The organism is Aquipuribacter sp. SD81 (assembly GCF_037153975.1).
Taxonomy (GTDB): domain Bacteria; phylum Actinomycetota; class Actinomycetes; order Actinomycetales; family JBBAYJ01; genus Aquipuribacter.
On sequence record NZ_JBBAYJ010000014.1, the window covers coordinates 12,789 to 37,069 of the forward strand.

Genomic DNA, 24,281 nt, shown 5'->3' on the forward strand with positions numbered 1-24,281 from the left:
GGGGGCGGTCAGCGCGAGCCGGGCACGACGTCCGGCAGGACGGGGCGCCACGGCAGCCCGAGGCACCGGCTGACGGCGCGCAGGAACTGCTCGGCGTCGCGGAGCAGGTCGTCGGCCTGGCGCGCGTCGTGGCGCGCGTGGTGGCGGGCGGGGTCGTGGCCGGGCTGATGGGCGCCGGCCGGCCCGCCGAGCGTGCCGAGGTACTGCGCCCACTCGGTGAGCTCCGGGGCGAGGCGCGGCAGGACCTGCCACACGCTGCGCGGCCGGGAGCGGGCGGGACCGGGCCGGCCGCGGACGGCGAGCACGGCGGTGGCCGCCCGCAGCGCCGCCAGGTGCGCCCCGGTCCAGCGGGCACCGGCGTCGAGCTCGACGGCCGCCGCCTGCAGCCCCTCGCGGGCGCGGTCGAGCAGCGCGACCGCGGCGGCGCCCGGCACGGCCACGAGCGCGATCTCGGCCTCACGGACCTCGAGCACCCGGGAGGTCGGCCCCGTCATCAGTCCAACCGGCACAGCAGCCACCACTCCCCCTCGCCGGCGGGCCGGACGGGGGCCGCCCCGCGGCCCGGGTCGTGCCCCGCACCACCCGCGGCCGCGGCACCCGCACCGGCGAGCACCAGCCGGTCGAGCGGCACGACGCGGGCGATGTCGTACACGGCCGTGCCCGCCCAGCGACCGGGACCGGCCTCGACCCGCCAGACCCTCCGTTCGTAGGGCAGCGGCTCGCCACGGCGGACGTCGACCTCCCACCACGCCTCCCGCTCCAGCCAGTCGGCGAGGACGGTGGTGACGACGTGGAGGCGGTCGCGCCAGATGAAGGCGTCCGGCCTCGCGGGCGACCCGTCACCGGGGTCGACGACCCTCACCTGGACCTGCTCGTCGTAGCGGCGCACGATGGACCTCCTCGCTCCCCGGACCTCGTCCATGATCGAACCTGTGTTCGAACGAACGCGTGTTCGAAGAGTAGGACCGAGCCCGGTCGACGTCCACCGCTCCGGCGTGTCGCCCGCCTCCTAGGCTCTGCTCCGTGACCGAGCCGCTCGACCTCACCAGCCACGCCGGCGTCGGCCGGGTCCGCGCCGCCCTGCACGCCGCGGGCGTCGACGACGCCGCCGAGCGCATCCGCACCCTCGACTCCGGCGCCCGCACCGCGGCCGAGGCCGCCGCGAGCCTGGGGGTCGGCGTCGCGCAGATCGCGAACTCGCTCGTCTTCGTCGCGCAGCCCCACCACGACGCCGTCGGCGGCGACGACCCCTTCCCCGTCCTCGTCCTGGCCTCCGGCGGGCACCGCGTCGACACCGACCTCGTCGCACGGGCGCTCGACGTCGCCTCCGTCGGCAAGGCCGACGCCGGGCTCGTCCGGCAGTCGACCGGCTTCGTCATCGGCGGGGTCGCCCCCGTCGGGCACACGCACGAGCTGCCGACCCTCGTCGACGCCGACCTCGCCCACCTCGGCGAGGTGTGGGCCGCCGCCGGGCACCCGCACGCCGTGTTCCCCACCACCCACGACGAGCTCGTGCGCATCACGGGCGGCACGAGCGCCACCGTGTCCGCCGCCCCGGCGACCGGCTGAGCCGCCCCCCGGAGCCGCACCCGTCCCCGGCGTCCGAGCCGTCCCGGAGCCGCGCGGTCGGACGAGCGGCGCAGCCGGGCCCCTCGCGCGGCGCTCACGACGGGTGCTGGCTCCCGCCCGGCGACACGCCGACGCGCACGTGCGGGACCCAGCACTCGTCGCACCCGCACGAGTGCTGGGTCCTGGCCCTCCCGGACGGCGTGTCGACCCTCCGGACCCAGCCCCCGTCGTGAGCGCCGCGACCCCCACCCGTGAGGCGGCCGGGTCCGAGCCCCCGCCCCCGGGCACCCGCGGGCACGCCCGGCGCCGACCGTGTCCCCGCGGCGGGCCGCACCTACGATGAGCACCATGCGCGACGCACGTGACGGCGACGTCCGGGCCCGGCGCCGGGGGCTGCTGAGCCCCGTCGGCGTGCCGCTCGTGCTCGCCGCCGTCACCGTCCTCGTCCAGGTCGCGTACCCGCTGCTGGACGGGCGGGCGCTCGCGTGGTCGACGACCGCGACGGTCGTGCTGTTCTGCGCGGCGAGCCTCGCGCACGCCGCGCTCACCGCGGGGGCCCGGACCGCGGTCCTCGTGCTCCTCGTCGCGGGCGGCGCCGGCCTGGTGGCCGAGGCCGTGGGCACCGCGACCGGGTTCCCCTTCGGCCCCTACGAGTACACGGGCACGCTCGGGTGGGAGGTGCTCGACGTCCCCGTCCTCATCCCGCTCGCCTGGACGATGATGGCGTGGCCGATGCTCCTGCTCGGGCGGCGGCTCGCCGACGCGCTCGTGGGAAGCCGGTCACGGGCGACCACGGCGCTCACCACCGCGCTCACCACGGCGCTCACCGCGGTGCTCGGCGGGCTGGGCCTCGCCTCGTGGGACCTGTACCTCGACCCGCAGATGACCGACGCCGGCCACTGGGTCTTCGCCTCCCCGGAGCCGGGGCTGCCGGGCGTCCCCGGCATCCCCCTCACGAACTACGCCGGCTGGGTGCTGGTGTCGCTCGTCATGGTCCGTGCGCTCGACGTCGTCGTGCCGCGGACCGCGGGCCGCGGCCGCGCCGCCGACGAGCTCGTGCCCGCGCTGCTGCTGGGCTGGACGTGGCTCGGCTCGGCGCTGGCGAACGTCGCGTTCTTCGGACGACCCGAGGTCGCCGCCTACGGGTTCGTGGGCATGGGCGTGCTCGTCGGGCCCTACCTGTGGCTGCACGTGCGGGGCGCGCGCCGGAGCCTCGACGGGCCCGCACCGGCGCGGGTGCGCCGCTCCGGGTCGCGGGCGTGAGCCGCGCCCTCCGTCGCGCCGGGTCCGTCCTCACCACCACCGGGACGCTGCTCGCGTGCGCCCTCACCGCCCACACGGTCGTCAACGCGGCCCGGCTGCGACGCCCGCCGGACGACCCGCCGGAGACCACGGAGCGCGTGAGCGTGCTCGTGCCGGCGCGGGACGAGGCGGCGACGCTGCCGAGGCTGCTCGAGCGGCTCGCCGAGCAGGTGGGCGTCCCCGACCTCGAGATCCTCGTGTGCGACGACCGCAGCAGCGACGGCACCGCCGACGTCGTTCGCGCCGCCGCCCGGCGGGACCCGCGCGTCAGGCTGGTGGAGGGCGCCGAGCCGCCGCCGGGCTGGCTCGGCAAGCCGCACGCGTGCGACCGGCTCGCCCGGGCCGCCACCGGCGACGTGCTCGTCCTGGTCGACGCCGACGTCGTCCTGGCCCCGCACGCGGTGGCCGCGACCGTCGCCCTGCTCCGCGGCAGCGGCCTCGACCTCGTCTCGCCGTACCCGCGCCAGGAGGCGGTGACCGCCGGCGAGCGGCTCGTGCAGCCGCTGCTGCAGTGGTCGTGGCTGACGACGCTGCCCCTCGGTCCGGCCGAGCGCTCGCCGCGGGCGAGCCTCGCGGCGGCGAACGGCCAGCTGCTCGCCGTCGACGCCGCCGCCTACCGTCGCGCGGGCGGCCACGCCGCCGTGGCCGGGGAGGTGCTGGAGGACATCGCGCTGCTCCGAGCGGTCAAGCGCACGGGCGGGCGCGGCGTGCCGTGCGACGGCAGCACGGTCGCCTCGTGCCGCATGTACTCCTCGTGGCAGGAGGTGGAGGCCGGGTACACGAAGTCGCTGTGGTCGGCGTTCGGGTCCGCGCCGGGCGCCGCCGCCGTCATGGCCGTCCTGCTGCTCACCTACGTGTGGCCCGCGGCCGCGGCGCTGCTCGGCTCCCGGGTCGGGGCCGTCGGGTACCTCGCGGGCGTGGCCGGCCGCTACGTCGCCGCCGAGCGGACCGGCGGACGGTCCCTGCCCGACGCCCTCGCGCACCCCGCGTCCGTCGCCGCCGCCGCGTGGCTCACCGCCCGCTCGTTCGCGGGGCGGCGCTCCGGCACGCTGACGTGGAAGGGTCGTCCCGTGGGGACGCACCGGCGGAGGGACGGACGATGAGCACGACACCGGCGAGCCGGGTGGTCGTCGTGGGCGCGGGCCTCGGCGGCCTGGCCAGCGCCGTCAGGCTCGCGCACGCCGGTCACCAGGTGACGGTCCTCGAGCAGTCGACGCAGGTCGGCGGCAAGCTCGGCCGCTACGCCCGCGACGGCTTCGGCTTCGACACCGGCCCCTCGCTGCTCACGCTCCCCTCGGTGTACGAGGAGCTGTTCGCGGAGACCGGGGAGCCGCTGAGCCGGCTCGTCGACCTCGTCTCCGTCGACCCGGCCTTCCGCTACCGCTTCCCCGACGGGACCGTCCTCGACCTGCCCAACGCCGACCGGACGCGCGTCGCCGCGGCGCTGGACGCGGCCCTGGGCGAGGGGGCGGGGGCGCAGTGGACGGCGTTCATGGAGCGCGCCGAGACGATCTGGGAGGCGACCCGCGGGCCGTTCCTCACCTCTCCCCTCGAGGGGCTGCGCACCCTCGTGCGCGAGGCCCGCCGCGTCGACGACCTGCTGCGGATCGCGCCGTGGTCCTCGTTGCGGGCGCTCGGGCGGCACTACCTCAAGGACGCACGGCTGCGGATGCTGCTCGACCGCTACGCCACCTACACCGGCTCCGACCCGCGGCGCGCGCCCGCCGCGCTCGCGACCGTGCCGTACGTCGAGCAGCGATACGGCGCCTGGTACGTGCGCGGCGGGCTGCAGCGCCTCGCCGACGCGCTCGCGCAGCGCGCGATGGAGTGCGGGGCCGTCATCCGCACCGGCGCCGACGTCGCCGAGATCCTCGTCAGGGACGTGCCCGGCCCGACCGGCTGGCGCACCCACGGGGTCCGGCTGCGCGACGGCAGCAAGGTCGAGGCCGACGTCGTCGTGTCGAACGCCGACGCCGCCCACACCTACCACGAGCTGCTCGCCGGGCCGCCGGGCGAGCTGGGCCGGCAGCGGCTGCGCCGCGCGGAGCCGTCGCTGTCGGGCTTCGTGCTGCTGCTCGCCCTCGACGGTCGGACCCCCGACCTGCAGCACCACACCGTGCTGTTCCCCGCCGACTACGACGACGAGTTCGACTCGGTGTTCGGCACCGGCCGGCACCGGGGGCGCTGCCGCCCGGCGCCGGACCCGACTGTGTACGTGTCGGCGCCGGACGACCCGGCGCTGCGCCCGTCGGAGGACACCGAGTCGTGGTTCGTGCTCGTCAACGCGCCGCGGCACCGGCCCGGGGAGCCGGCGCGCGGCATCGACTGGCGCGCGGAGCACCTGGCGGACGACTACGCCGACCGCGTGCTCGACGTCATGGCCGAGCGCGGCCTCGACGTGCGGGACCGGGTCCGCTGGCGCGCCGTCCGCACGCCCGCCGACCTCGAGTACGACACCCGCAGCGTCGGCGGGTCGATCTACGGCAGCTCGAGCAACGGCGCCCGGTCCGCGTTCCTGCGCCCGGCGAACGCGAGCAACATCGACGGGCTGTACCTGGTCGGCGGCTCCGCGCACCCCGGCGGCGGCATCCCGCTCGTCGGCATGAGCGCGGCGATCGTCGCCGACCTCGTGGGCCCGCCCGTCGCCCCGGAGCCGGAGCCCGAGGACGACGGGCTCGTGTGAGACCCCAGGTCCGGCACCGCCGGACCCGCCGCGTCACAGCCGCACGACGGACCCGTCGAGCAGCGGCACCGACATCGACCACGTCTCGCCGTAGCAGAGCTTCTGCTCCTCCAGCAGGCCGAGCGCGACCTGCTCGCCGAGCCGGAACGACTCGATGTAGTCGCTGTAGTAGTGCACCCCGCCCCAGCCGCGGCCGAGCGCGACGTTGGCGGCGACCTTGTCGAGCTCCCCGCCGACCGTCAGCGCGGGGTGGTCGGCGGACACGTCGACGAGGGCGCTGCCGTCCTCGTTCGCCTCGAAGGCGTACCCGAGCGGGTGCCCGGCGTCGAACCACGCCTTGAGCACCGTGACGCACGCGCCGGCGACGGTCGCGTGGCCCGCGCCGTACGAGGGGTGCGCGGGCGAGCCCTCGGGGAAGGCCATCGGCAGCAGCCACGGGTCGCTGCCGCCGCCGACGTGCGCGTCCAGGTTCACCGCGGAGTCGCTGAGGGTGTCGAGCATCGGCCGCAGCACCTCCAGGCGGTCCGTGACGGCCGGGTCGCTCGACGTCGCGAGCCGGTTGAGCCGCGCCGCGACGACCTCGGGCCGGCAGCGGCGGTGGACGTTGTACTTCTGGTACCGGACGGCCTTGAGCGCGCGGGTGGCGACCTCGGTCACGAGCGTGAGCACGTGCGGGCCGCCGAACTGCGCGAAGCCGGACTGCTTGTCGAGCAGGTCGCCGCGCTGCAGCGGCAGGCCCGGGTCGAACGGCGCGCCGCTGCCGAGCAGGAGCAGGCACGCGTTGAGGTACGCCTCGTACAGGGCGTCGTAGTGCACGTAGGTGGCGAGGTCCCGGCCGGTCGTGATGAACCGGTACCCGGTGTAGGGGTCCTCCCGGCCGTTGAGGCGCGCGCCGCGCTGCACGTCGAGCCACGTCGCGAAGTCCGTCATGTAGTCCACGCCCGCCGGGGCCGTCCGCACGCGCTGGTCGATGCGGACCGCGCCGTAGGCGACGTGCCCGGCGTCGCGGTCGTGCGCGCCCGCGCCGGGCAGCGCCCGGTGGTTGCCGACGAGCAGGAACTGCGAGACGTACGGCCCGACGCGCTCCCCCGGCGCGGTGCCGCGGAACAGCTCGCCCACCTCGAGGTCGCCCGCGGTGCCGCCGCGCACGAGCCGCCGACGGGCCTGCGAGCTCGGCAGCACGTCCGTCGACCCCGTCGTGGGCCGCCCGGCGCGGAACCAGTCGAGGGTCCGCAGCGACGCGCGGGCGGCCCCGACGGTGCTGTCGGTCGACCAGCGCGAGAACGGGACGTCGCGGCACAGCGCCATCCAGTACAGCTCGGCCATCTCCGCGACGAGCTCCTCGCTGTCGAGCGCGGGGGCGGGCGGCATGGTGACGGACTGCGCGTCGGGGCCCTGCAGGTCGAAGGTGTGGCCCGCGCCGAGGCTCTCCCAGCCGCGGTACGGCGTGGCCGGGTCTATGCCGGACGTCCACGGGGTCGTGCCGCCGGGGCCGGCGGGCACGAAGTCGAGGGCGGCGACGTCACGGGGGTCGCCGGAGTCGATCGCCCGCACCCACTCCGCGTACAGCCCGGGATCGACGAAGCCGTCGTCGTCGTGCGGCAGGCACTTGGAGAAGCTGCCGACGTAGGAGGGGCGGCCGTCGGGGCCGCGGTGCGTGACCTCGTCGCCGTTGGCGCGGTGGACGGGGTGTGGTCGGGCGGCGGCGACCTCGGCGGCGAGGTGCCGGCGCTGGAGGGACAGGCTGCGTCGTGCGGTCATCGTGGGCTCCCCGAGCGGGTTCTCGCCCCGGCTCTCGGGGCACGGCCGGAGGAGCGCGACGCGGCTCCGGCTGATACCCGCCTGCGCCCGAGCGCGACCCGGCACTACCCGGTGCGGCGCGCCGCGGCGGCCGCGCGGCCGCGCAGCAGGCCCAGGTCGCCGCACACCTCGAGCGTCGCGGTCGAGGAGTTGAGCGTGTAGAAGTGCAGGCCCGGCACGCCCGCGGCGAGCAGCCGCTCGCACAGCCGCGTCGCGGCCTCCACGCCCACGGCCCGCACGGCGGCGGGGTCGTCGGCGACGGCCTCGAGCCGCCCGACGAGGTCGGCCGGCAGCGGCGTGCCGGACAGCTCGGCGAAGCGCGACACCTGACGCAGGTTCGTCACCGGCATGATCCCGGGGATGACCGGCAGGTCGACGCCCTGCGCGTCGACGGCGTCGACGAGGCGCAGGTAGGCGTCGGCGTCGAAGAAGAACTGGGTGATGGCGAAGGTCGCGCCGGCCCGCGCCTTGAGGGCGAGCACCCGGGCGTCCTGCGACGGGGTGCGCGACTCCGGGTGCCGGTCGGGGAACGCCGCCACGCCCACCGAGAAGCCGCCGAGCGCGCGCAGCAGCTCCACGAGCTGCAGCGCCCGGTCCAGGCCGCCGGGCGTCGGCTGCCAGGGCTGTCCCGGCCCGCCCGGCGGGTCGCCGCGCAGCGCGAGCACGCTGCGCACCCCGGCGTCGGCGTAGGCGCCCACGACCTGCCGCAGCTGCGGCACGGTCCGCCCGACGCACGTGAGGTGCGCGACGGGCGACAGCGAGCTCTCGCGCGCGATCCGCTGCGTCGCGCGGACCGTCCGCTCCTGGGTCCCGCCGCCCGCGCCGTACGTCACCGACACGAAGTCGGGCGAGACGGTCTCCACCCGCCGGACCGCCTGCCACAGGACCGTCTCCCCCGCCTCGTCACGGGGCGGGAAGAACTCGAAGGAGACGGTCGGGCGCCGCTCGGCCCGCGCCACCTCGAGCGCCTCCACCACGGTGCGGTGCGGCTGGCGCATGACGGAGGCCTCGGGCACCGACCCAGGGTAGGCACGACGCGCCGGGGGGTCCGGTGGTTGGTCGCGCGCGGGAAACCTACGCTGGCTGACCATGAGCAGCCCGGCCGCCGTCCCCGGCCCCGTCACGGCGCCGATCGCCGTCAGCGCCGTCGCCTCGGCGCGGGCGGTGCTGGACCGGGAGGACCTGCGCACCCGCGTGCAGAAGACCCTCGACGACGTCCTCGCCCGCCAGCTCGCGACCGTGGAGGCGGTGAGCCCGCACGCGACGCCGCTCGTGGAGTACGTCGCCGACCTCGTGGCCGGCGGCAAGCGGCTGCGCCCGGCCTTCGCGTACTGGGGCTGGCGCGGCGCGGGCGGACCGGACTGCGAGGAGGTGCTGACCGCCGCGACGAGCCTCGAGCTGTTCCAGGCGGCGGCGCTGATCCACGACGACGTCATGGACGACTCCGACACCCGCCGCGGCCGTCCCGCCGTGCACCGCCGGTTTGCCCGGCTGCACCGCGGGTCGGCCTGGCACGGCGACACCGAGCGGTTCGGCACGGCGGGCGCCGTGCTCGCGGGCGACCTCTGCCTCGTGTGGTCCGACGAGCTCCTCACCGCCTCCGGGCTGCCCGCGGACGCGCTCGCCCGGGGCCGGGCCGTCTTCGACCGCATGCGGACCGAGCTCATGGCCGGGCAGTACCTCGACATGCTCGAGCAGGTGACGGCCGGCGAGACCGATCCGACCGGCGAGGTCGACCCCGTCGACAGCGCCCGCAACGTCATCCGGTTCAAGAGCGCGAAGTACTCCATCGAGCACCCGCTGCTGCTCGGCGGCTGCCTCGCGGGCGCCCCGCAGACGCTGCTCGACGCGTACTCCGGCTACGGCCTGCCGCTGGGTGAGGCGTTCCAGCTGCGCGACGACCTGCTCGGGGTCTTCGGTGACCCCGCCGAGACGGGCAAGCCCGCCGGGGACGACCTGCGCGAGGGCAAGCGGACGGTGCTCGTCGCCCTCGCGCTCGAGCGGGCGACCCCGGCCCAGGCTGCGACCGTCCGGCGGCTGCTCGGCGACCCGGGCCTGGACCCGGACGGGGTGGCGACCCTCCGCGAGGTCCTCCTCGACACCGGCGCCGCCGACCGGGTCGAGGCGATGATCGCCGACGACGTCGCCCTCGCCCACGCCGCCCTCGCGCGCGCCGACATCACCGACGAGGCGCGCGAGGTTCTCGAGGGCCTCGTGGTCGCGGCCACGGCCCGTAGCACCTGACACACCTCCGCGCACGGCGACGACCGCACCGCACGGCACCACCCACCGCAGCACCCACCGCAGCACCCGGCACCACCGACCACCTGGAGCTCTCGTGGCCCGCCCCGTCCTCACCCCGTCCCGACTCGCCGGGTGGCTGCCCGGCCGCACCCGCACCGTCACCGGGCCCACCGACCACGTCGTCGTCGTCGGCGCGGGCCTCGCCGGGCTGTCCGCGGCCATGCGCCTGGCGGGCGCCGGGCGGAAGGTCACCCTGCTGGAGCGCGAGGACGTGCCCGGCGGGCGCGCGGGCCTCGTCGTCAAGGACGCGCCGGACGGGGCGGGGCAGTACCGCTTCGACAACGGCCCGACCGTCCTCACCATGCCGGACCTCATCGCCGACTGCTTCGACGCGGTCGGGGAGGACATGCACGACTGGCTCGACCTCGAGCCCGTCACCCCGCTGTACCGGGCCTTCTACGCCGACGGCTCCCACCTCGACGTGCACGCCGACACCGAGGCGATGTGCGCGGAGATCGAGCAGGTCATCGGCCCGGACGAGGCGGCCGGGTACCGGCGCTACGTCGACTACGTCGCCCGGCTGTACCGGTACGAGATGAAGGACTTCATCGACCGGAACATCGACACCCCGCTCGACCTGCTGACCCCCAACCTCGTGCGCCTGCTGCTCATGGGGGGCTTCGGCAAGCTCGCGCCGCGCGTGGAGAAGTACCTGTCCGACCCGCGCACGCAGCGCATCTACTCGTTCCAGTCGCTGTACGCGGGCGTGAGCCCGTACGACGCGCTCGCCATCTACGCCGTCATCGCCTACATGGACTCCGTCGCGGGGGTGTTCGCCGCCAAGGGCGGCATGCACGCGATCCCGCAGGCGATGGCGGCCGCGGCGGAGAAGCACGGCGTCGAGATCCGCTACGGCACGACCGTCGAGCGGGTCGAGCACTCCGGCGGGCGCGCCCGGGCCGTCGTCACGAGCACCGGGGAGCGGATCGAGGCGGACGCGTTCGTGCTCAACCCCGACCTGCCCGTCGCCCACCGCGACCTGCTGGGGAGGAGCCCGCGCCGGCACGGCCGGCTCACGTACTCCCCCAGCTGCTACCTGCTGCTCGCGGGGTCCACGCGCCGCTACGACTTCGCGGCGCACCACAACATCCACTTCGGCGAGGAGTGGGAGGGCGTCTTCACCGACCTCACCCACGGCCGGCTCATGCGGGACCCGAGCATCCTCGTCTCGCGCCCGACCGCCTCCGACCCGGGGCTCGCCCCGCCCGGGCGCGACGTGTACTACGTCCTGTTCCCGACGCCGAACCTCAGCGCGGGCATCGACTGGGAGTCCGGTGCCGAGCGCTACCGCGAGCACGTGCTCACCCAGCTGCACGACCGCGGCTACACGGGCTTCGGCGACGCGATCGAGGTCGAGGACGTCACGACGCCCCTGGACTGGGAGCGGCGCGGCATGTACGCGGGCGCCCCGTTCGCCAGCGCCCACACGTTCGCGCAGACCGGGCCGTTCCGGCCCGGGAACCTGTGGGGCGAGAACGTCGTGTTCACCGGCTCCGGCACCCAGCCGGGCGTCGGTGTGCCGATGGTGCTCGTGTCGGGCCGGCTCGCCGCGGAGCGGGTGCTCGGCCCGGACCCCTCGTACCGCTCGCGGGCCTGGCGCGGGTTCTGAGCCGGGCGGGCTGGGGCAGGATCGACGCGTGAGCACCAAGGACCTCGACGCGGCCGGCATCACCGACCCGCCCCTGCGGGTGGCGTACGAGCGCTCGCGGCAGCTGCACTCCTCGCACGGCAAGACGTACTACCTCGCGACGCTGCTGCTGCCGCGCGCGAAGCGGCCGTTCGTATGGGCGCTGTACGGCTTCGCACGCTACGCCGACGAGTTCGTCGACAGCCTCACCGAGCCGGACCCGAGCGGGCTGGTGCGATGGGGCGACGACTTCCTCGACCGGCTCCGCCTCGACCCGCTCGCGCCGGCCGGCGTGGACCCGCGCCACGACCCGGTCGGCGCGGCGATGGAGGACACGATGCGGCGCTGGGGCATCCCCCGCGCGCACGTGGAGGCGTTCCTGGAGTCCATGCGGATGGACATCACGGAGGCGACGTACCGCACGTACACCGACCTCGAGCACTACATGTACGGCTCGGCCGCGGTCATCGGCCTGCAGATGCTGCCGATCCTGGAGCCGAGCACGCCGGAGGCGGCGCCGCGCGCGCGGGCGCTGGGCGAGGCGTTCCAGATGTCGAACTTCATCCGCGACGTCGGCGAGGACCTCACACGCGGGCGGGTGTACCTGCCGCAGGAGGACCTCGAGCTGTTCGGGGTGACGGCGACCGACCTGGCCGCGGGCGAGGTGACGGCCCCGATCCGCCGGCTGCTGCAGTTCGAGATCGACCGCACGCGCGCGCTGTACGCCTACGCCGAGCCCGGCATCGACATGCTGCACCCGACCTCACGCGACTGCATGCGGACCGCGTTCGAGCTGTACGGCGGGATCCTCGCCGCGGTCGAGCGGGCCGACTACCAGGTGCTGCGCCGCCGCGTGACGGTGTCGCTGCCGCGACGCCTCGCCGTCGCCGGGCCGGGGCTCGTGCGCGCGCACGCCGCGCGCAGGCGGCCGGAACGGCACGAGCAGCCGGTCGAGGAGCGCGAGGAGCGTGACGACGCGCCCGACGACGGCGCCCGCGCCGAGGACGGCCGGACGCCGGGCGGCGACGAGGAGCAGGCGGTCAGAACCCCAGCGCCTGCGCGCGACGCCTGATCTCGGTCTTGCGGCCGGCACGCAGGGTGTCGACGGGGCGGCCCTCGACGAGGGTGGCGTCCGGCGTGAAGAGCCAACGGATCGCCTCCGACGTCGAGTAGCCCGCGTCGGCGAGGACGGTGAGGGTGCCCTTCAGCTCCGGCATGGGGGCGGTGCCCTCGGGCGTGTCCACGAGGAAGGCGGCCGGCACCTTCATGACGCCGTCGACCCGGGTGGCGGCGAGGTCCCCGTCGGCGACCAGGCGGCGCGTGCGCATGATGTCGAGGTCGAGGCGCTCCGCGACGTCCGGCAGGGGCAGCCAGTCGGCGACGAGGTCGCGCAGCTCCTCCGCGCGCGCCGGGTCGACGTCCTCGGTGGGCTCGGCCCGCAGGGCGGGGGCCCCGGCGTAGGAGCGGCGGTCGGTGGGGCGGGGACGCGAACGAGGCACGACGGCAGGGTGCCAGACCCGCGCCGGCCCCGCGGCCGGATCCGGGCCCACTCGCACCGCCGCCTCCACGCCCCGCGGCTCCCGGCTCCTTACACTCCCGACGTGAGCAGCCCCACGACCGAGACGTCGGGCGGGCCCCGGCGCGACGCCGTCGTGGGCCGGCTCGTGGGCGGCCGGTACCGCGTGCTCGCCCGCGTGGCGCGTGGCGGCATGGCGACGGTGTACCGCGCCGAGGACACCCGGCTCGGCCGCGAGGTCGCCCTCAAGGTCATGCACCCGCACCTCGCGGAGTCCGAGGAGTTCGTCGCCCGCTTCCGTGCCGAGGCGCGGGCGGCCGCCTCCGTGCAGCACCGCTTCGTCGTCGCCGTCCACGACCAGGGCGCCGACGACGACCTCGTGTGGCTCGCGATGGACCTGCTGCCGGGCCGCACGCTGCGCGACGTGCTCCGGGAGCGGGGGTCCCTGTCCCCCGCCGAGGCGTACCCCGTCATGGAGGCGCTGCTGCAGGGCCTCGCCGCCGCGCACGCGTCCGGGCTCACCCACCGCGACGTCAAGCCGGAGAACGTCCTCGTCACCCGGGACGGCGGCTGGTGCGTGAGCGACTTCGGGCTCGCCCGGGCGGCGACGGCGTCCCGCACCGCGACGGGGTCGCTGCTGGGCACCCCGGAGTACATCGCGCCGGAGGCGGCGCAGTCCGGGCAGGTCGACGCCCGCACCGACGTGTACTCCGCCGGCATCGTGCTCTTCGAGCTGCTGACCGGCCGTCAGCCCCACACCGGCGAGGTGCCGTTCCAGGTGGTGTGGAGCCACGTCACCACCGACGTGCCGCCCGCCTCCTCGCTCGTGCCGCACCTGCCCCCCGAGGTCGACGACCTCGTCGCCTGGGCCTGCCGCCGCGACCCCGACGAGCGGCCGCAGAGCGCCGACCGCCTCCTGGCCCGGATGCGGCGGGTGTGGTCGCACCTGGAGCCGGACGTCCTGGACGCACGCGCCCCCGCGCTCGCCGCGGCGGCCGTCGGCGCCGGCGAGCGCGCCCGGCCGGCGAGCGACCGCGACGGCGTGGCGTCGGGTGCCTCGGCGCGTGTGCCGCCGCCGCAGCGCTGGTGGGAGGACGTCGACGAGCACGACGCCGACGAGTACGACGACAGGCACGACTCGGACCCCGACGCCCGGCACACCGACCGCGTCGCCCGTCACGACCCGCGGCCCTGGGCCGCCGGGCCGCGCGGCGACGACGCAGGCCCGGACGACGACGGCACGCGACCGACCACGCGGCTGCCGGTCCGGCGCCGCCGGCGCCCCGGGCTCGCCGGTGTCCTCCTCGTGCTGCTCCTCGCCAGCGTGCTCGCCGCGGGGTGGCTGTGGTGGAGCGAGGCCGGCCCGGGCGCGCAGCGGGTGGTACCGGACGTCGCGGGCCTCAGCGCCCCGGCCGCCGAGGACCGGCTGGCCGCGGACGGTCTCGCCGCCACGAGCACACCCGTCTTCGACGAGGAGGCCCCCGAGGGGACGGTCGTGGGCAGCCGGCCCGCCGCCGCGGGCCAGGTGCACAAGAACGGGACGGTGACGCTGCTGGTGTCCGCCGGTCCCGAGCTCTTCGACGTCCCCGACGTGCGCGACGGCACCCCGGAGCAGGCCGCCGCCGCGCTCGCCGAGGTCGGCCTGAGCCTCGGGGAGACCACCGACGCGTTCTCCGCGCAGGTCGCCGAGGGGCTCGTCGTCGCCACCGAACCGGGGCCGGGCGAGGCGGTGCGCGCGGGCACAGCCGTCGACGTCACCGTCAGCCGCGGGCCGGAGCCCGTGACGGTGCCCGACGTGACGGGCGGCGACGTCGACGCGGCCCGACGGCTGCTGGAGGCGGCGGGCCTCCGCCTCGGTCGGACCGACGAGCGCTACGACGACGCCGTCCCCGCGGGCGACGTGCTCGCGCAGGACCCGCCCGGCGGCGAGGCGCGGCCGGGCACGGATGTCGACGTCACCGTGTCGCGCGGACCCGAACCGGTCGAGGTGCCGGACGTCTTCGAGTCGCGCTTCGACGACGCTCTCGCCGAGCTCGAGGGGCTCGGCTTCGTGGTGGAGCGGCGCGGGTCGAACATCTTCGGCCGCGTGGTCAGCCAGGACCCGTCGGCCGGCACGATGCTCGTGCCCGGCTCGACGGTCGTCGTCACGACGTTCTGAGCACCGGTCGGCGGCGTGTGACCGACCGGGCGCCGGTCGCTAGGGGCGCCGGCCCGTCGTGCGGTCGATGTGGTCCGGCACCGGTCCGTCGTAGTCGCCCGTGCTCACCATGCCGTCCGGCTCGACGAGCAGGATGCGGGCGCCGCCGACCGAGCGCGGCCGGTGCGGCACGTCGGCGGGGACGGTGAAGCAGTCGCCCGGTCCGAGGGCGACGGCCCGCTCGACCGTCGCGTCGGACCCGTCCGTGCCGTCGGCACCGGCCGTGCCGTCCGGGGAGCCGGGGCCGGGCTCCCGCAGGTCGATGACCAGCTCGCCGTCGAGCACGACGAACAGCTCGTCCAAGCCCGGGTGGGAGTGCCACACGAACTCCCCGCGCACGCGGACGGCCTTGAGGCGGTGGTCGTTCACCGCGCCGAGCAGGTACGGGCTCCACTCCCGGCCGATGCCGTCGAGCACCGACCACAGGTTGACGGGCTCGCCGGCGGTGCTCACGACAGCCGCGCGAGCACGTCCGGCAGCACCTCGCACGCGACGTCGGTGTCGGCGTCGTCGACGTCGAGGTGCGTGACGACGCGCACCATGCGCGGGCCGAGCGACGACACGCGCACCCCGCGCTCGGCGGCGGCCGCGACGACGTCCGCGCCGGGGCGGTCACCGGTGTCGAGCACGACGATGTTGGTCTCGACCTCGTGCGGGTCGACGCTGCCGGGCACGGCGGCGTGGCACGCCTCCGCGATCCGGCGGGCCCGGCGGTGGTCCTCGGCGAGGCGGTCGACGTGGTGGTCGAGGGCGTGCAGGCAGGCGGCGGCGAGCACGCCGGCCTGGCGCATGCCGCCGCCGTAGCGCTTGCGCAGCACGCGGGCGCGCGCGATGCGCTCCTCGCTCGCGACGAGCACCGACCCGACGGGCGCGCCGAGGCCCTTGGACAGGCAGACCGACGCGGTGTCGGCGAGGCGGCCGTAGACGTCGAGCGGGGTCCCGGTCGCGACATGCGCGTTCCACAGCCGGGCGCCGTCGAGGTGCACCGCGACGCCCGCGGCGGCGGTGCCCTCGCGCAGCTTCTCCAGCTCGGGCAGCGGCTGCACCGTCCCGCCGCCGAAGTTGTGGGTGTTCTCCACCGCGACCGCGGCGGTCGAGACGAGGTACGGCCCGGCGTCCGGCGCCATCAGCTGCAGCGGCACGGCCGCCTCCAGCCGGCGGGGGCGGTTGGTGCCGTCGGCGACGCCGTCGGACCACGTGCGCGAGGAGACCCCGCCGAGCGCGGAGTGCCCGCCGAGCTCGGCCCGCAGCACGTGCGACGTGATGTCGGCGAGGAGCTCCTGGCCCGGCTCCACGAGCAGGCGCACCCCGACCATGTTCGCCATCGACCCCGAGGGGAAGAACAGCCCCGCCTCGTGCCCGAGCAGGTTCGCGACGCGCCGCTCGAGCGCCGCGAGGGTCGGGTCCTCGGCGTACACGTCGTCGCCGACCTCGGCCTCGACCATCGCCTCGCGCATGGCGCGGGTCGGCCGTGTGAGCGTGTCCGACCGCAGGTCGACGGGCCGGCCCGACGGCTCCGCGGTCACCGGCGCCCGAGCATCTCGGCGACGAGGAACGCCATCTCCAGCGACTGCTGGTGGTTGAGCCGCGGGTCGCACACCGACTCGTAGCGGCGCGCGAGCGCCGCGTCGTCGATCATCTCCGAGCCGCCGAGGCACTCGGTGACGTCGTCGCCGGTGAGCTCCACGTGCAGCCCGCCGGGGATGGTGCCGACCGCCTCGTGGACCTCGAAGAAGCCGCGGACCTCGTCGATGACGTCGTCGAAGCGCCGCGTCTTGTACCCGCTGGCGGACTCGAACGTGTTGCCGTGCATCGGGTCGGTGATCCACAGCGGCTGGGCGCCGCTGGAGCGGACCTTCTCGACCACGGCGGGCAGCACGTCGCGGATGCGCTCCGCGCCCATCCGCGTGATGAACGTGAGCCGGCCGGGCGTGCGGTCCGGGTCCAGCCGGTCGATGAGGGCGAGCGCGTCGTCGGGCGACGTGGACGGTCCGAGCTTGACCCCGATCGGGTTCTGCACGCGGGCGGCGAGCTCGATGTGCGCACCGTCGAGCTGGCGGGTGCGCTCCCCGATCCACACGAAGTGCGCGCTCGTCGCGTACTCCAGGCCGGTCCGGGAGTCGGTGCGCACGAGCGGGCGCTCGTAGTCGAGCAGGAGCGCCTCGTGGCTGGCGAAGAACTCCACCCCGCGCAGCTCCTCGGGGTCCGCACCGCAGGCGGCCATGAACCGCATCGCCTTGTCGATCTCGCGCGCGAGCACCTCGTAGCGGGCGTTCGCGGGGTTGGAGGTGAAGCCGCGGTTCCACTCGTGCACCTGCCGCAGGTCGGCGAACCCGCCGGTGGTGAACGCGCGGATGAGGTTCAGCGTCGCCGAGGCCGTGTGGTACGCCCGGACGAGGCGCTGCGGGTCGTGGGCGCGGTCCTCCGGGGTGAAGGCGTAGGAGTTGACGGCGTCGCCGCGGTAGGCGGGCAGCGTGACGCCCTCGCGGGTCTCGAGGTCCTTGCTGCGCGGCTTGGCGAACTGCCCCGCCATGCGGCCCATCTTCACCACGGGCAGCCCGCTGCCGTACATGAGGACGACGGCCATCTGCAGGATCGTCTTGACGCGTCGGCGGATCGCGTCGGCGGTCGCGCCGTCGAAGGTCTCCGCGCAGTCCCCGCCCTGCAGCAGGAACGCCTCGCCGCGGGCGGCGGCCGCGAGCCGGTCGCGCAGGTTGTCGCACTCGCCGGCGAACACCAGCGGCGGATAGGTCCGCAGCTCCGCGGAGGCCGCGGCGAGGGCGTCGGTGTCGGCCCACGTCGGCTGCTGCGCCGCCGCGAGCTCGGGCCAGTGGATCGTCACCCCGCCAGGGTAGGCGGGCCGGCGGGGTGCCCTACGCGCGGTCCGCGCTCTGGTCGGGGGTCCGCTCGTCGCCGTCCTCGGGTGCCTCGCCCACGGCGCCGTCGACGTGCCCGTGGCCCGCAGCCGCCTCGTCCGCGGGCACCTCGTCGTCGCGGTCGGGCCCGCCCTCGCCGTCCAGGCGGGCCCGGGCGGTCGCCTCGTCGAGGTCGTCCGTGCCGTCGGGCAGGCGCGAGGTGTAGTCACCCGGCGAGAGGTCGTCACCGAACCAGCGCTCCGACAGTCCCGACAGCTGGCCGGAGAGGCGGGTCGTGTCGCGGCCGGTGATGCGCTCGACCCGGCCGAGGACCTCCCCCACGACCTTCGCCCGCTTCTCCGCCGCGATCCGCTCCTTGGCGACCGAGGCGTACTCGTCGACGTACTCCTGGCCGGACAGCCGCATGAGCTCGTACATGATCTCGTCGGTCACCGACCGGAGCACGTGCCGGTCGTCGGCCATGCCCTCGTAGCGGGAGAAGTCGAGCGGCCGGCCGATGATGATGCCGACGCGGTGGATCTTGGGGATCTTGCGACCGATGGGCTGGACCTTGTCGGTTCCGATCATGGCGACGGGCAGGACCGGCACCCGGCTCTCCAGCGCCATCTTCGCCACGCCCGTCTTGCCCCGGTACAGCTGGCCGTCGGGCGAGCGGGTCCCCTCGGGGTAGATGCCGAGGAGCTCGCCGCGGCGCAGCACGCGCAGCCCGGAGCGCAGCGCCGCCTCGCTCGCCTTGCCGCCGCTGCGGTCGACGGGCAGCTGCCCGACGCCCTTGAAGAACATCGCCTTCGCCCGGCCCTTCACCCCGCGACCGGTGAAGTACTCGGCCTTGGCGAGGAAGGTCACCCGGCGGCGCAGCATCAGCGGCAGGAAGATCGAGTCGGAGAACGACAGGTGGTTGGAGGCGAGGATCGCCCCGCCCGTCGCGGGCACGTACTCCCCGCCGCGCACCCACGGCCGGAACAGGGACCGGAGGATCGGGCCGAGGATCGCGTAGAGGATCCAGTAGAACGCCACCGACACCGGTCCACCTCCGTCGCTGCACCGGGCCGTCCACCCGCGCGGGCGCCAGTCTGGCCCCGACGGGACGGTGTGTCACACCGCCCCGCGGGCGTCCCACCCGTCCGCGCGACGCCGCCCGACCTCACCACCGGGCCGACCGTGGTGGCGACCGGTCGCCCCGCCCACCCCGCTGCGTCGATCCACCCGCCCGAACCCGTGGTGCCGGCCCCGGCCGCCGTGCGACGCTAGGGGTGTGCCGATCCTCCCCGGAGCAGAGCCGTTCCAGGCGGACGGCGGCGACGTCGCCGCCCTGCTCGTCCACGGCTTCACCGGCACGCCCCAGTCGATGCGCGACTGGGCCGAGCACCACGCGGCGGCGGGCCTCACCGTCCGGGTCCCGCGGCTGCCCGGCCACGGCACGACGTGGCAGGAGTGCAACCGCACGCGGTGGGAGGACTGGTACGCCTGCGTCGAGCGGGAGCTGCTCGCCCTCGCGGCGGACCACACCGTCGTGGTCGGCGGCCTGTCGATGGGCGGCGCCCTCGCGCTGCGGCTCGCGCAGGAGCACCCGGAGCACGTCGCCGGCCTGGTGCTCGTCAACCCCGCGGTCCGCACGGAGGACTGGCGCATCCCGCTGCTGCCGCTGCTGCGCCGGCTCACCCCGTCCTTCCCGGCCATCGGCGGCGACATCCGCAAGGACGGCCCGTCGGAGATCGCGTACACCCGCACGCCGCTGCACGCGGGCGCGTCGGTCACACGGCTGCAGCGGACCGTCCGCGGGGACCTGTCCCGCGTCACCGCCCCGATCCGCCTGTTCCGCAGCGCCGTCGACCACGTGGTGCCGGCGTCCTCCAGCGCCGCGGTCCTCGCGGGGGTGTCGAGCACCGACGTCGAGCAGGTCGTGCTCCCGGACTCCTACCACGTCGCGACGCTCGACCACGACGCCGCGACGGTCTTCGGCGGCTCCCTCGCGCTCGCCCGGCGCGTCGCGGCGGACTCCGGCCGGGTGGTCGCGTGAGCGGCACCGGCGACGCCGACGACCGCGGCCGCGCCGAGGACACCGAGGGCCGCCACGAGCGGGACCGCCTCGACATCGACGCCCGCTTCGCGGCCATCGTCGCCCGGTTCCACGACGACGAGCCGCCGAGCCCCCGCGTGGTCGACGTGCCGGGCGCGGGGACCGGGGACGACCCGGTCGTGCTGGGCCCGGGCAGCGGTCCCGGGACGCTGCCGGACACCGACGCGCCCGACGGGTCGCGACCGGCGCGCGAGTCCCGGGGGGACGAGCGGTGGTGGCCGGCCCCGGGGCCGGAGCGCCGCGACCAGGCCGGTCCGCCGGCCGGCGGGCCGGCGCGGCACCGCTCCTCCGACACCGACGCCGGCACGCGGTCGACGCCCTTCGGCCCGGCCCGGCAGGACCCGCGCGGCCTCGGCGACCGGCGGCCGCAGCGGCCGCAGCAGCCGCCGGCCGTGCCGCACCTGGAGAGCCGCGAGGAGCGGCTCGCCCGCATCGACCGGGAGGTCGAGCGGGCGGTTCACGGCGCGGACGGCGGGCACTACGTGCCCCCGGAGCCGCCTCCTCTGCCGCGCCCGCGCGGGCTCGCGTCGCGGGCCGCGTGGGCGTCGGTGCTCGCGGGCCCGCTCCTGCTCCTCGTCTTCGCGCTGTTCTGGGACGAGGTGCCGTCGTGGCTGCTCGGCTCCGTCGTCGTCGCGGTCGTCGCCGGCTTCACGTACCTCGCGTGGCGGCTGCCGCGCAGCCGTGACCGCGATGACCCCGACGACGGTGCCATCGTGTGACGCGTGACCACCTCCCCCACCCGGACCGGCGACCCGCGCGAGGTCGTCGAGCTGTCCGGGCACGTGCTCGACACCGGCCTGTTCACCCGCGTCCTCGACGACGTCCGCTCCCTCGGCGGTGACTACGAGGTCGTGCGCTTCGACGTCGGCAAGGAGCACGACGACCCCTCGACCGTGCGGCTGGCGGTGACCGCGCCCGACACCGCGACGCTGGACTCCGTGCTCATGCGCCTGCACGCGCACGGGGCGAACCTCGTCGACGTCGAGCCGGCCCGGCTCACGGTCGTGGAGCGCGACGGCGTGTTCCCCGCGGACTTCTACGCGACGACGAACCTGCCGACGGCCGTCCGGGTCGGCGAGTCGTGGCACGACGTCGAGAACCCCGAGATGGACTGCGGCATCGTCGTCGACGTCGACGGCGAGGGGCCGGGCGCGACCGTCCGGTCGGTGCGCACCGTCCCGGTCAGCGACGTGCGTGCGGGATCGCGCGTGGTGAGCGGTGCGGTCGGTGTCCGCGTCACCGCGCCCGCCCGCGTGCAGGGCGACGACTCCGGCTTCACCTTCATGCAGTCGGAGGTGAGCAGCGAGAAGCCGCAGGCGCTCGTCGTGCGCCAGGTCGCCGACGAGATGCGGGCGGTCAGGGCGAGCGGCCGGCGGATCCTGTGGGTCCTCGGCCCGGCCGTCGTCCACACCGGCGCCGCGCCGAGCGTCGCCGCCCTCGTGCGCGGCGGCTGGGTCGACGTGCTCTTCGGCGGCAACGCCGTCGCGACGCACGACGTCGAGCAGGCCCTCTACGGCACGTCGCTCGGCGTCGACCTGTCCGCCGGCCGCGGGGTGGAGCACGGGCACGAGCACCACCTGCGCGCCATCAACGCCGTCCGGCATGCGGGCTCGCTCGCGGCGGCGGTCGAGCAGGGCGTGCTGACGAGCGGCATCATGCACGCGCTCGTCGAGGGCGGGAAGGACTTCGTCCTCGTCGGCTCCGTCCGCGACGACGGCCCCCTGCCGGACGTCCACACCGACGTGCTCGACGGCCAGCGGGCGATGCGGGCGCAGCTGCAGTCGCCGGAGCGCGGCGAGGTCGGCTTCTGCATCGTCGTCGCGACCATGCTCCACGGCGTCGCGACCGGCAACGTGCTGCCGAGCCACATCCCGCTGGTGTGCGTCGACATCAACCCGGCGACCGTCACGAAGCTCACCGACCGGGGCTCGGCGCAGGCGCGCGGGGTCGTCACCGACGTCGGCCTGTTCTGCGCGACCCTCGCGAGGGAGCTCACCGGCTCGGAGGTGTGAGCCGGCGCGTCAGCGCCGCCACAGCAGGTGGTGGACGACGCCGCTGGGGCTCGGCACGACGTCGCGGTGGTACCGGTGGTCGAGCTCGGCCGGCGAGGTCCACAGCCGGCTGCCGCCGCCGAGGGTGACGGCCGGGTTGACCGCCACGTGGAGGGTGTCGACGAGGTCGGCGTCGAGGAACTCGCGGACGGTGCTCGCGCCGCCCCCGAGGCGGACGTCCTTGCCGTCGGCGAGCTCGCGGGCCCGCTCGAGGGCCTGGGCGGGTGCGAGGTCGGCGAAGTGGAACGTCGTGTCCGACAGCGTGAACGCGGGCCGCGGGTGGTGGGTGAGCACGAGGACGGGCGTGCGGAAGGGCGGGTCGTCGCCCCACCACCCGCGCCAGTCCAGGCCGTCGCCGTCGGTCCACGGCCCGCGGTGGGGCGCGAACTTGTTGCGGCCCATGATCTCGGCACCGATGCCGTGGTGGAAGTCGCCGACGAGCCGGTCGTCGAGCCCGCGCGTGCCGCCGCCGTCCCGGCGACCCGGCCAGCTCGCCGTCGCGAAGGCCCACTCGCCGAGCACGGTCGGGTCGGCGTGGCCGAAGGGCCGTTCGAGGCTCTGGCCCTCCCCCGCCCCGTAGCCGTCGGCCGAGACGAAGAAGTTCTGCACCCTGAGCAGCTGCTGCACGCGTCCTCCCTGGTGATCGTGGGCTGTTCCGCTGGTGGACCGGGGAGCCGGGTCGTTCTCACCGGTCGGAGGCGTGACGGTACGTGCACCGCCGTAGGGTGACGCCGTGGTGGGAGCCGACGCTCGGGCGCGTCCGACGGCGCGCGGGAGGGCACCGCGGCGCTCGGTGTGGCGCGTGTGGCGGCGGGGCGTCCTCGCCGCCCACGTGCTCCTGGTCCCCTTCTGGTGGGTGGCGCGGGAGGTGGACCTCGCGCGTCGGCCGCTCGGCGACGGGGTCTGGCCCGGTGAGCCCGGCTGGCCCGCGGGCAGCGGGTCGGCCGAGTGGTTGCCCGGGCAGCTCCCGACGGTCCTCGCCGTGCTCCTCCTGTGGCTGGTCGTGCTTCCGGTGTCGGCCCTGGTCACGGCCGCGGTGAGTGCGGCGGTCGCGCGGTGCCGCTAGACCCGGCGAGCGCGGCGCCGGTCGCGAGGGCCACGCGAGCACTCAGCAGCCCCCGCCCGAGGCCCACCTCGACGAGGTCGTCGAACACGGCCGGGTCGCCGGCGGCGCGCACACCGGCCGCGAGCACGCCCGGCACCCGCACGAGCCGCTGCAGGGCGGACGTGTGGCGCAGGTGCCGACCGAGACGCCGTCGCAGCATGGTCCGGTACGCCCGGCCGGGGTCACCGCCGTCGGCCGCCACGGCCGCCGACCCGGCGCACGCCCCGGACAGCACGGCGTAGTACAGCCCTTCCCCCGTCAGCGGGTTGACGAGCGAGAGCGAGTCGCCCGCGAGCAGCACACGCCCGTCGGGCTGACGGACGGGGTCGCTCGACAGCGGCAGGTGGTGCCCGCGCCAGCTCCCCGCACCGTCGGTCGTGCCGGGCAGCAGCGCCTCGAGCCGCTCGAGGTAGCGACGGCGCGACGGCGCCGCCCCGCCGACGAGGACCTCGCCGTAGCCGACGTTGGCGGTGCCGTCGCCGACGGGGAACGACCACGCGTACGCCGGCGGACCGGTGCCGTCGAACACGATGCGCTGCTCGTCGGCCAGGTCCGCCCGCACGGGGCCGTACCCGCGCACCGCGAGCCCGGTCGCGCGCCCGGGTGGGCCGGGCAGCCCGAGTGCCCGGCGGACCGCGGAACCGGCGCCGTCGGCGCCGACGACGACTCGGGCGCGCAGCCCGTCCCCGCCGGACAGGCCCAGGCGCACGTCGCGCGACCCCACCGAGACCGCCCGAACGACACCCGTCCGAGCCTCCGCGCCCGCGGCCAGCGCGGCCGCGCGGATGCGGGCGTCGAGCACCCGGCGGGGCACGACCCGCGCCGGACGCCGCATGTCGCGCGCCACGGCAGCCGCCCCGCGCTCGTGCGGCCGCCCGGACGGGCCGGGCGCGACCTGCAGGTGCAGCCGGCGGACCGGGCGGTGGTCGTCGACGAGGCCGGGTGCCCCGAGGGAGTCGAGGACGTCGAGCACGTGCGGGGCGACCCCGTCGCCGCACGCCTTGTCGCGGGGGAAGTCGGCGCGGTCCAGCAGCAGCACCCGGGCCCCGGGCCGTACGCGCAGCGCCGCGAGCGCGGCCGCGGAGCCCGCGGGCCCGGCGCCGACGACCGCGACGTCCCACGTGCCCGTTGCGTCCACGGCCCCAGCCTCAGGGCGCGGGGCGCACCGCCG

22 protein-coding genes and 1 pseudogene are annotated in these 24,281 nt (G+C 76.2%); 12 read left to right on the forward strand and 11 right to left on the reverse strand.

The window, feature by feature from the left end; genetic code table 11:
- Window positions 1–8 precede the first annotated feature (8 nt).
- Together WAA21_RS09955 and WAA21_RS09960 are read right to left on the reverse strand one after the other, a co-directional pair.
- The gene (locus tag WAA21_RS09955; RefSeq protein WP_336922638.1) at window positions 9–494 is read right to left on the reverse strand and encodes an SAV_6107 family HEPN domain-containing protein; all 486 of its coding nucleotides are present in this window, start codon (window positions 492–494) and stop codon (window positions 9–11) included.
- Entirely contained in the window at window positions 494–889 is a 396-nt protein-coding gene (locus tag WAA21_RS09960; protein ID WP_336922639.1) for a DUF6504 family protein, read from the reverse strand. The genes WAA21_RS09955 and WAA21_RS09960 overlap by 1 nt, the downstream gene beginning before the upstream one ends.
- A gap of 134 nt (window positions 890–1,023) precedes the next feature.
- On the opposite strand from WAA21_RS09960, the gene WAA21_RS09965 reads away from it, so the two are divergent.
- From WAA21_RS09965 to WAA21_RS09980, 4 genes are all read left to right on the forward strand, one after another.
- Window positions 1,024–1,569 carry a YbaK/EbsC family protein gene (locus WAA21_RS09965; RefSeq protein WP_336922641.1) on the forward strand — a complete coding sequence of 182 codons (546 nt, stop codon included), beginning with the start codon at window positions 1,024–1,026 and terminating at the stop codon, window positions 1,567–1,569.
- Between the two features lie 348 nt (window positions 1,570–1,917).
- The gene (locus WAA21_RS09970) at window positions 1,918–2,832 is read left to right on the forward strand and encodes a carotenoid biosynthesis protein (RefSeq protein ID WP_336922642.1); all 915 of its coding nucleotides are present in this window, start codon (window positions 1,918–1,920) and stop codon (window positions 2,830–2,832) included.
- On the forward strand, window positions 2,829–3,974 hold the full coding sequence (locus WAA21_RS09975) for a glycosyltransferase (RefSeq protein WP_336922643.1): 1,146 nt from the start codon (window positions 2,829–2,831) through the stop codon (window positions 3,972–3,974). The genes WAA21_RS09970 and WAA21_RS09975 overlap by 4 nt, the downstream gene beginning before the upstream one ends.
- Entirely contained in the window at window positions 3,971–5,554 is a 1,584-nt protein-coding gene (locus tag WAA21_RS09980) for a phytoene desaturase family protein (RefSeq protein ID WP_336922644.1), read from the forward strand. The genes WAA21_RS09975 and WAA21_RS09980 overlap by 4 nt, the downstream gene beginning before the upstream one ends.
- A gap of 33 nt (window positions 5,555–5,587) precedes the next feature.
- On the opposite strand, the gene WAA21_RS09985 is transcribed toward WAA21_RS09980, so the two are convergent.
- Together WAA21_RS09985 and metF are read right to left on the reverse strand one after the other, a co-directional pair.
- Window positions 5,588–7,315, reverse strand: coding sequence for a vanadium-dependent haloperoxidase (locus WAA21_RS09985; RefSeq protein WP_336922645.1), 1,728 nt, complete (start codon window positions 7,313–7,315; stop codon window positions 5,588–5,590).
- 104 nt (window positions 7,316–7,419) lie between these two features.
- Entirely contained in the window at window positions 7,420–8,370 is a 951-nt protein-coding gene (gene metF, locus WAA21_RS09990; RefSeq protein WP_336922646.1) for a methylenetetrahydrofolate reductase [NAD(P)H], read from the reverse strand.
- Between the two features lie 73 nt (window positions 8,371–8,443).
- On the opposite strand from metF, the gene WAA21_RS09995 reads away from it, so the two are divergent.
- The 3 genes from WAA21_RS09995 (at window position 8,444) to WAA21_RS10005 (ending at window position 12,357) form a co-directional block, all read left to right on the forward strand.
- Window positions 8,444–9,598 (forward strand): polyprenyl synthetase family protein, encoded by a 1,155-nt coding sequence (locus WAA21_RS09995; RefSeq protein ID WP_336922647.1) that lies wholly within the window; start codon window positions 8,444–8,446, stop codon window positions 9,596–9,598.
- Between the two features lie 94 nt (window positions 9,599–9,692).
- Window positions 9,693–11,267 (forward strand): phytoene desaturase family protein, encoded by a 1,575-nt coding sequence (gene crtI / locus WAA21_RS10000; RefSeq protein ID WP_336922648.1) that lies wholly within the window; start codon window positions 9,693–9,695, stop codon window positions 11,265–11,267.
- A gap of 28 nt (window positions 11,268–11,295) precedes the next feature.
- Window positions 11,296–12,357 (forward strand): phytoene/squalene synthase family protein, encoded by a 1,062-nt coding sequence (locus WAA21_RS10005; RefSeq protein WP_336922649.1) that lies wholly within the window; start codon window positions 11,296–11,298, stop codon window positions 12,355–12,357.
- On the opposite strand, the gene WAA21_RS10010 is transcribed toward WAA21_RS10005, so the two are convergent.
- Window positions 12,326–12,784 (reverse strand): Rv2175c family DNA-binding protein, encoded by a 459-nt coding sequence (locus WAA21_RS10010; protein WP_442893261.1) that lies wholly within the window; start codon window positions 12,782–12,784, stop codon window positions 12,326–12,328. The genes WAA21_RS10005 and WAA21_RS10010 overlap by 32 nt on opposite strands.
- A 102-nt stretch (window positions 12,785–12,886) precedes the next feature.
- On the opposite strand from WAA21_RS10010, the gene pknB reads away from it, so the two are divergent.
- A complete protein-coding gene (gene pknB, locus WAA21_RS10015; protein ID WP_336922650.1) occupies window positions 12,887–14,959 on the forward strand; it encodes a Stk1 family PASTA domain-containing Ser/Thr kinase in 2,073 nt (690 codons plus the stop codon).
- 39 nt (window positions 14,960–14,998) lie between these two features.
- On the opposite strand, the gene WAA21_RS10020 is transcribed toward pknB, so the two are convergent.
- The 4 genes and pseudogenes from WAA21_RS10020 to WAA21_RS10035 all read right to left on the reverse strand — a co-directional run.
- Window positions 14,999–15,451, reverse strand: coding sequence for a cupin domain-containing protein (locus tag WAA21_RS10020; protein ID WP_336922651.1), 453 nt, complete (start codon window positions 15,449–15,451; stop codon window positions 14,999–15,001).
- Window positions 15,448–16,524, reverse strand: a complete 1,077-nt coding sequence (locus WAA21_RS10025; protein ID WP_336922652.1) for a threonine aldolase family protein — start codon at window positions 16,522–16,524, stop codon at window positions 15,448–15,450. Before WAA21_RS10025 ends, WAA21_RS10020 begins: the two co-directional genes overlap by 4 nt.
- On the reverse strand, window positions 16,521–17,840 hold the full coding sequence (locus tag WAA21_RS10030; RefSeq protein WP_336922653.1) for a class II 3-deoxy-7-phosphoheptulonate synthase: 1,320 nt from the start codon (window positions 17,838–17,840) through the stop codon (window positions 16,521–16,523). The genes WAA21_RS10025 and WAA21_RS10030 overlap by 4 nt, the downstream gene beginning before the upstream one ends.
- A gap of 370 nt (window positions 17,841–18,210) precedes the next feature.
- Window positions 18,211–18,891, reverse strand: a pseudogene (locus WAA21_RS10035) (lysophospholipid acyltransferase family protein); the annotation flags it as partial.
- Between the two features lie 238 nt (window positions 18,892–19,129).
- On the opposite strand from WAA21_RS10035, the gene WAA21_RS10040 reads away from it, so the two are divergent.
- Genes WAA21_RS10040 through WAA21_RS10050 form a run of 3 tightly spaced genes read left to right on the forward strand, consistent with a single transcriptional unit; the run spans window position 19,130 to window position 21,966 of the window.
- On the forward strand, window positions 19,130–19,894 hold the full coding sequence (locus WAA21_RS10040; protein WP_336922654.1) for an alpha/beta hydrolase: 765 nt from the start codon (window positions 19,130–19,132) through the stop codon (window positions 19,892–19,894).
- Window positions 19,891–20,673: a hypothetical protein gene (locus tag WAA21_RS10045; RefSeq protein ID WP_336922655.1), complete on the forward strand. Its 783-nt coding sequence runs from the start codon at window positions 19,891–19,893 to the stop codon at window positions 20,671–20,673. The genes WAA21_RS10040 and WAA21_RS10045 overlap by 4 nt, the downstream gene beginning before the upstream one ends.
- 3 nt (window positions 20,674–20,676) lie before the next feature.
- On the forward strand, window positions 20,677–21,966 hold the full coding sequence (locus tag WAA21_RS10050) for an ornithine cyclodeaminase (RefSeq protein ID WP_336922656.1): 1,290 nt from the start codon (window positions 20,677–20,679) through the stop codon (window positions 21,964–21,966).
- 9 nt (window positions 21,967–21,975) lie between these two features.
- Here the strand turns inward: WAA21_RS10050 and WAA21_RS10055 are convergent, their stop codons facing one another.
- On the reverse strand, window positions 21,976–22,632 hold the full coding sequence (locus WAA21_RS10055) for a dihydrofolate reductase family protein (protein WP_336922657.1): 657 nt from the start codon (window positions 22,630–22,632) through the stop codon (window positions 21,976–21,978).
- A gap of 106 nt (window positions 22,633–22,738) precedes the next feature.
- On the opposite strand from WAA21_RS10055, the gene WAA21_RS10060 reads away from it, so the two are divergent.
- Entirely contained in the window at window positions 22,739–23,071 is a 333-nt protein-coding gene (locus tag WAA21_RS10060; protein WP_336922658.1) for a hypothetical protein, read from the forward strand.
- On the opposite strand, the gene WAA21_RS10065 is transcribed toward WAA21_RS10060, so the two are convergent.
- Window positions 23,031–24,248: a geranylgeranyl reductase family protein gene (locus WAA21_RS10065; protein ID WP_336922659.1), complete on the reverse strand. Its 1,218-nt coding sequence runs from the start codon at window positions 24,246–24,248 to the stop codon at window positions 23,031–23,033. The two genes, WAA21_RS10060 and WAA21_RS10065, sit on opposite strands and share 41 nt — an antisense overlap.
- Window positions 24,249–24,281 lie beyond the last annotated feature (33 nt).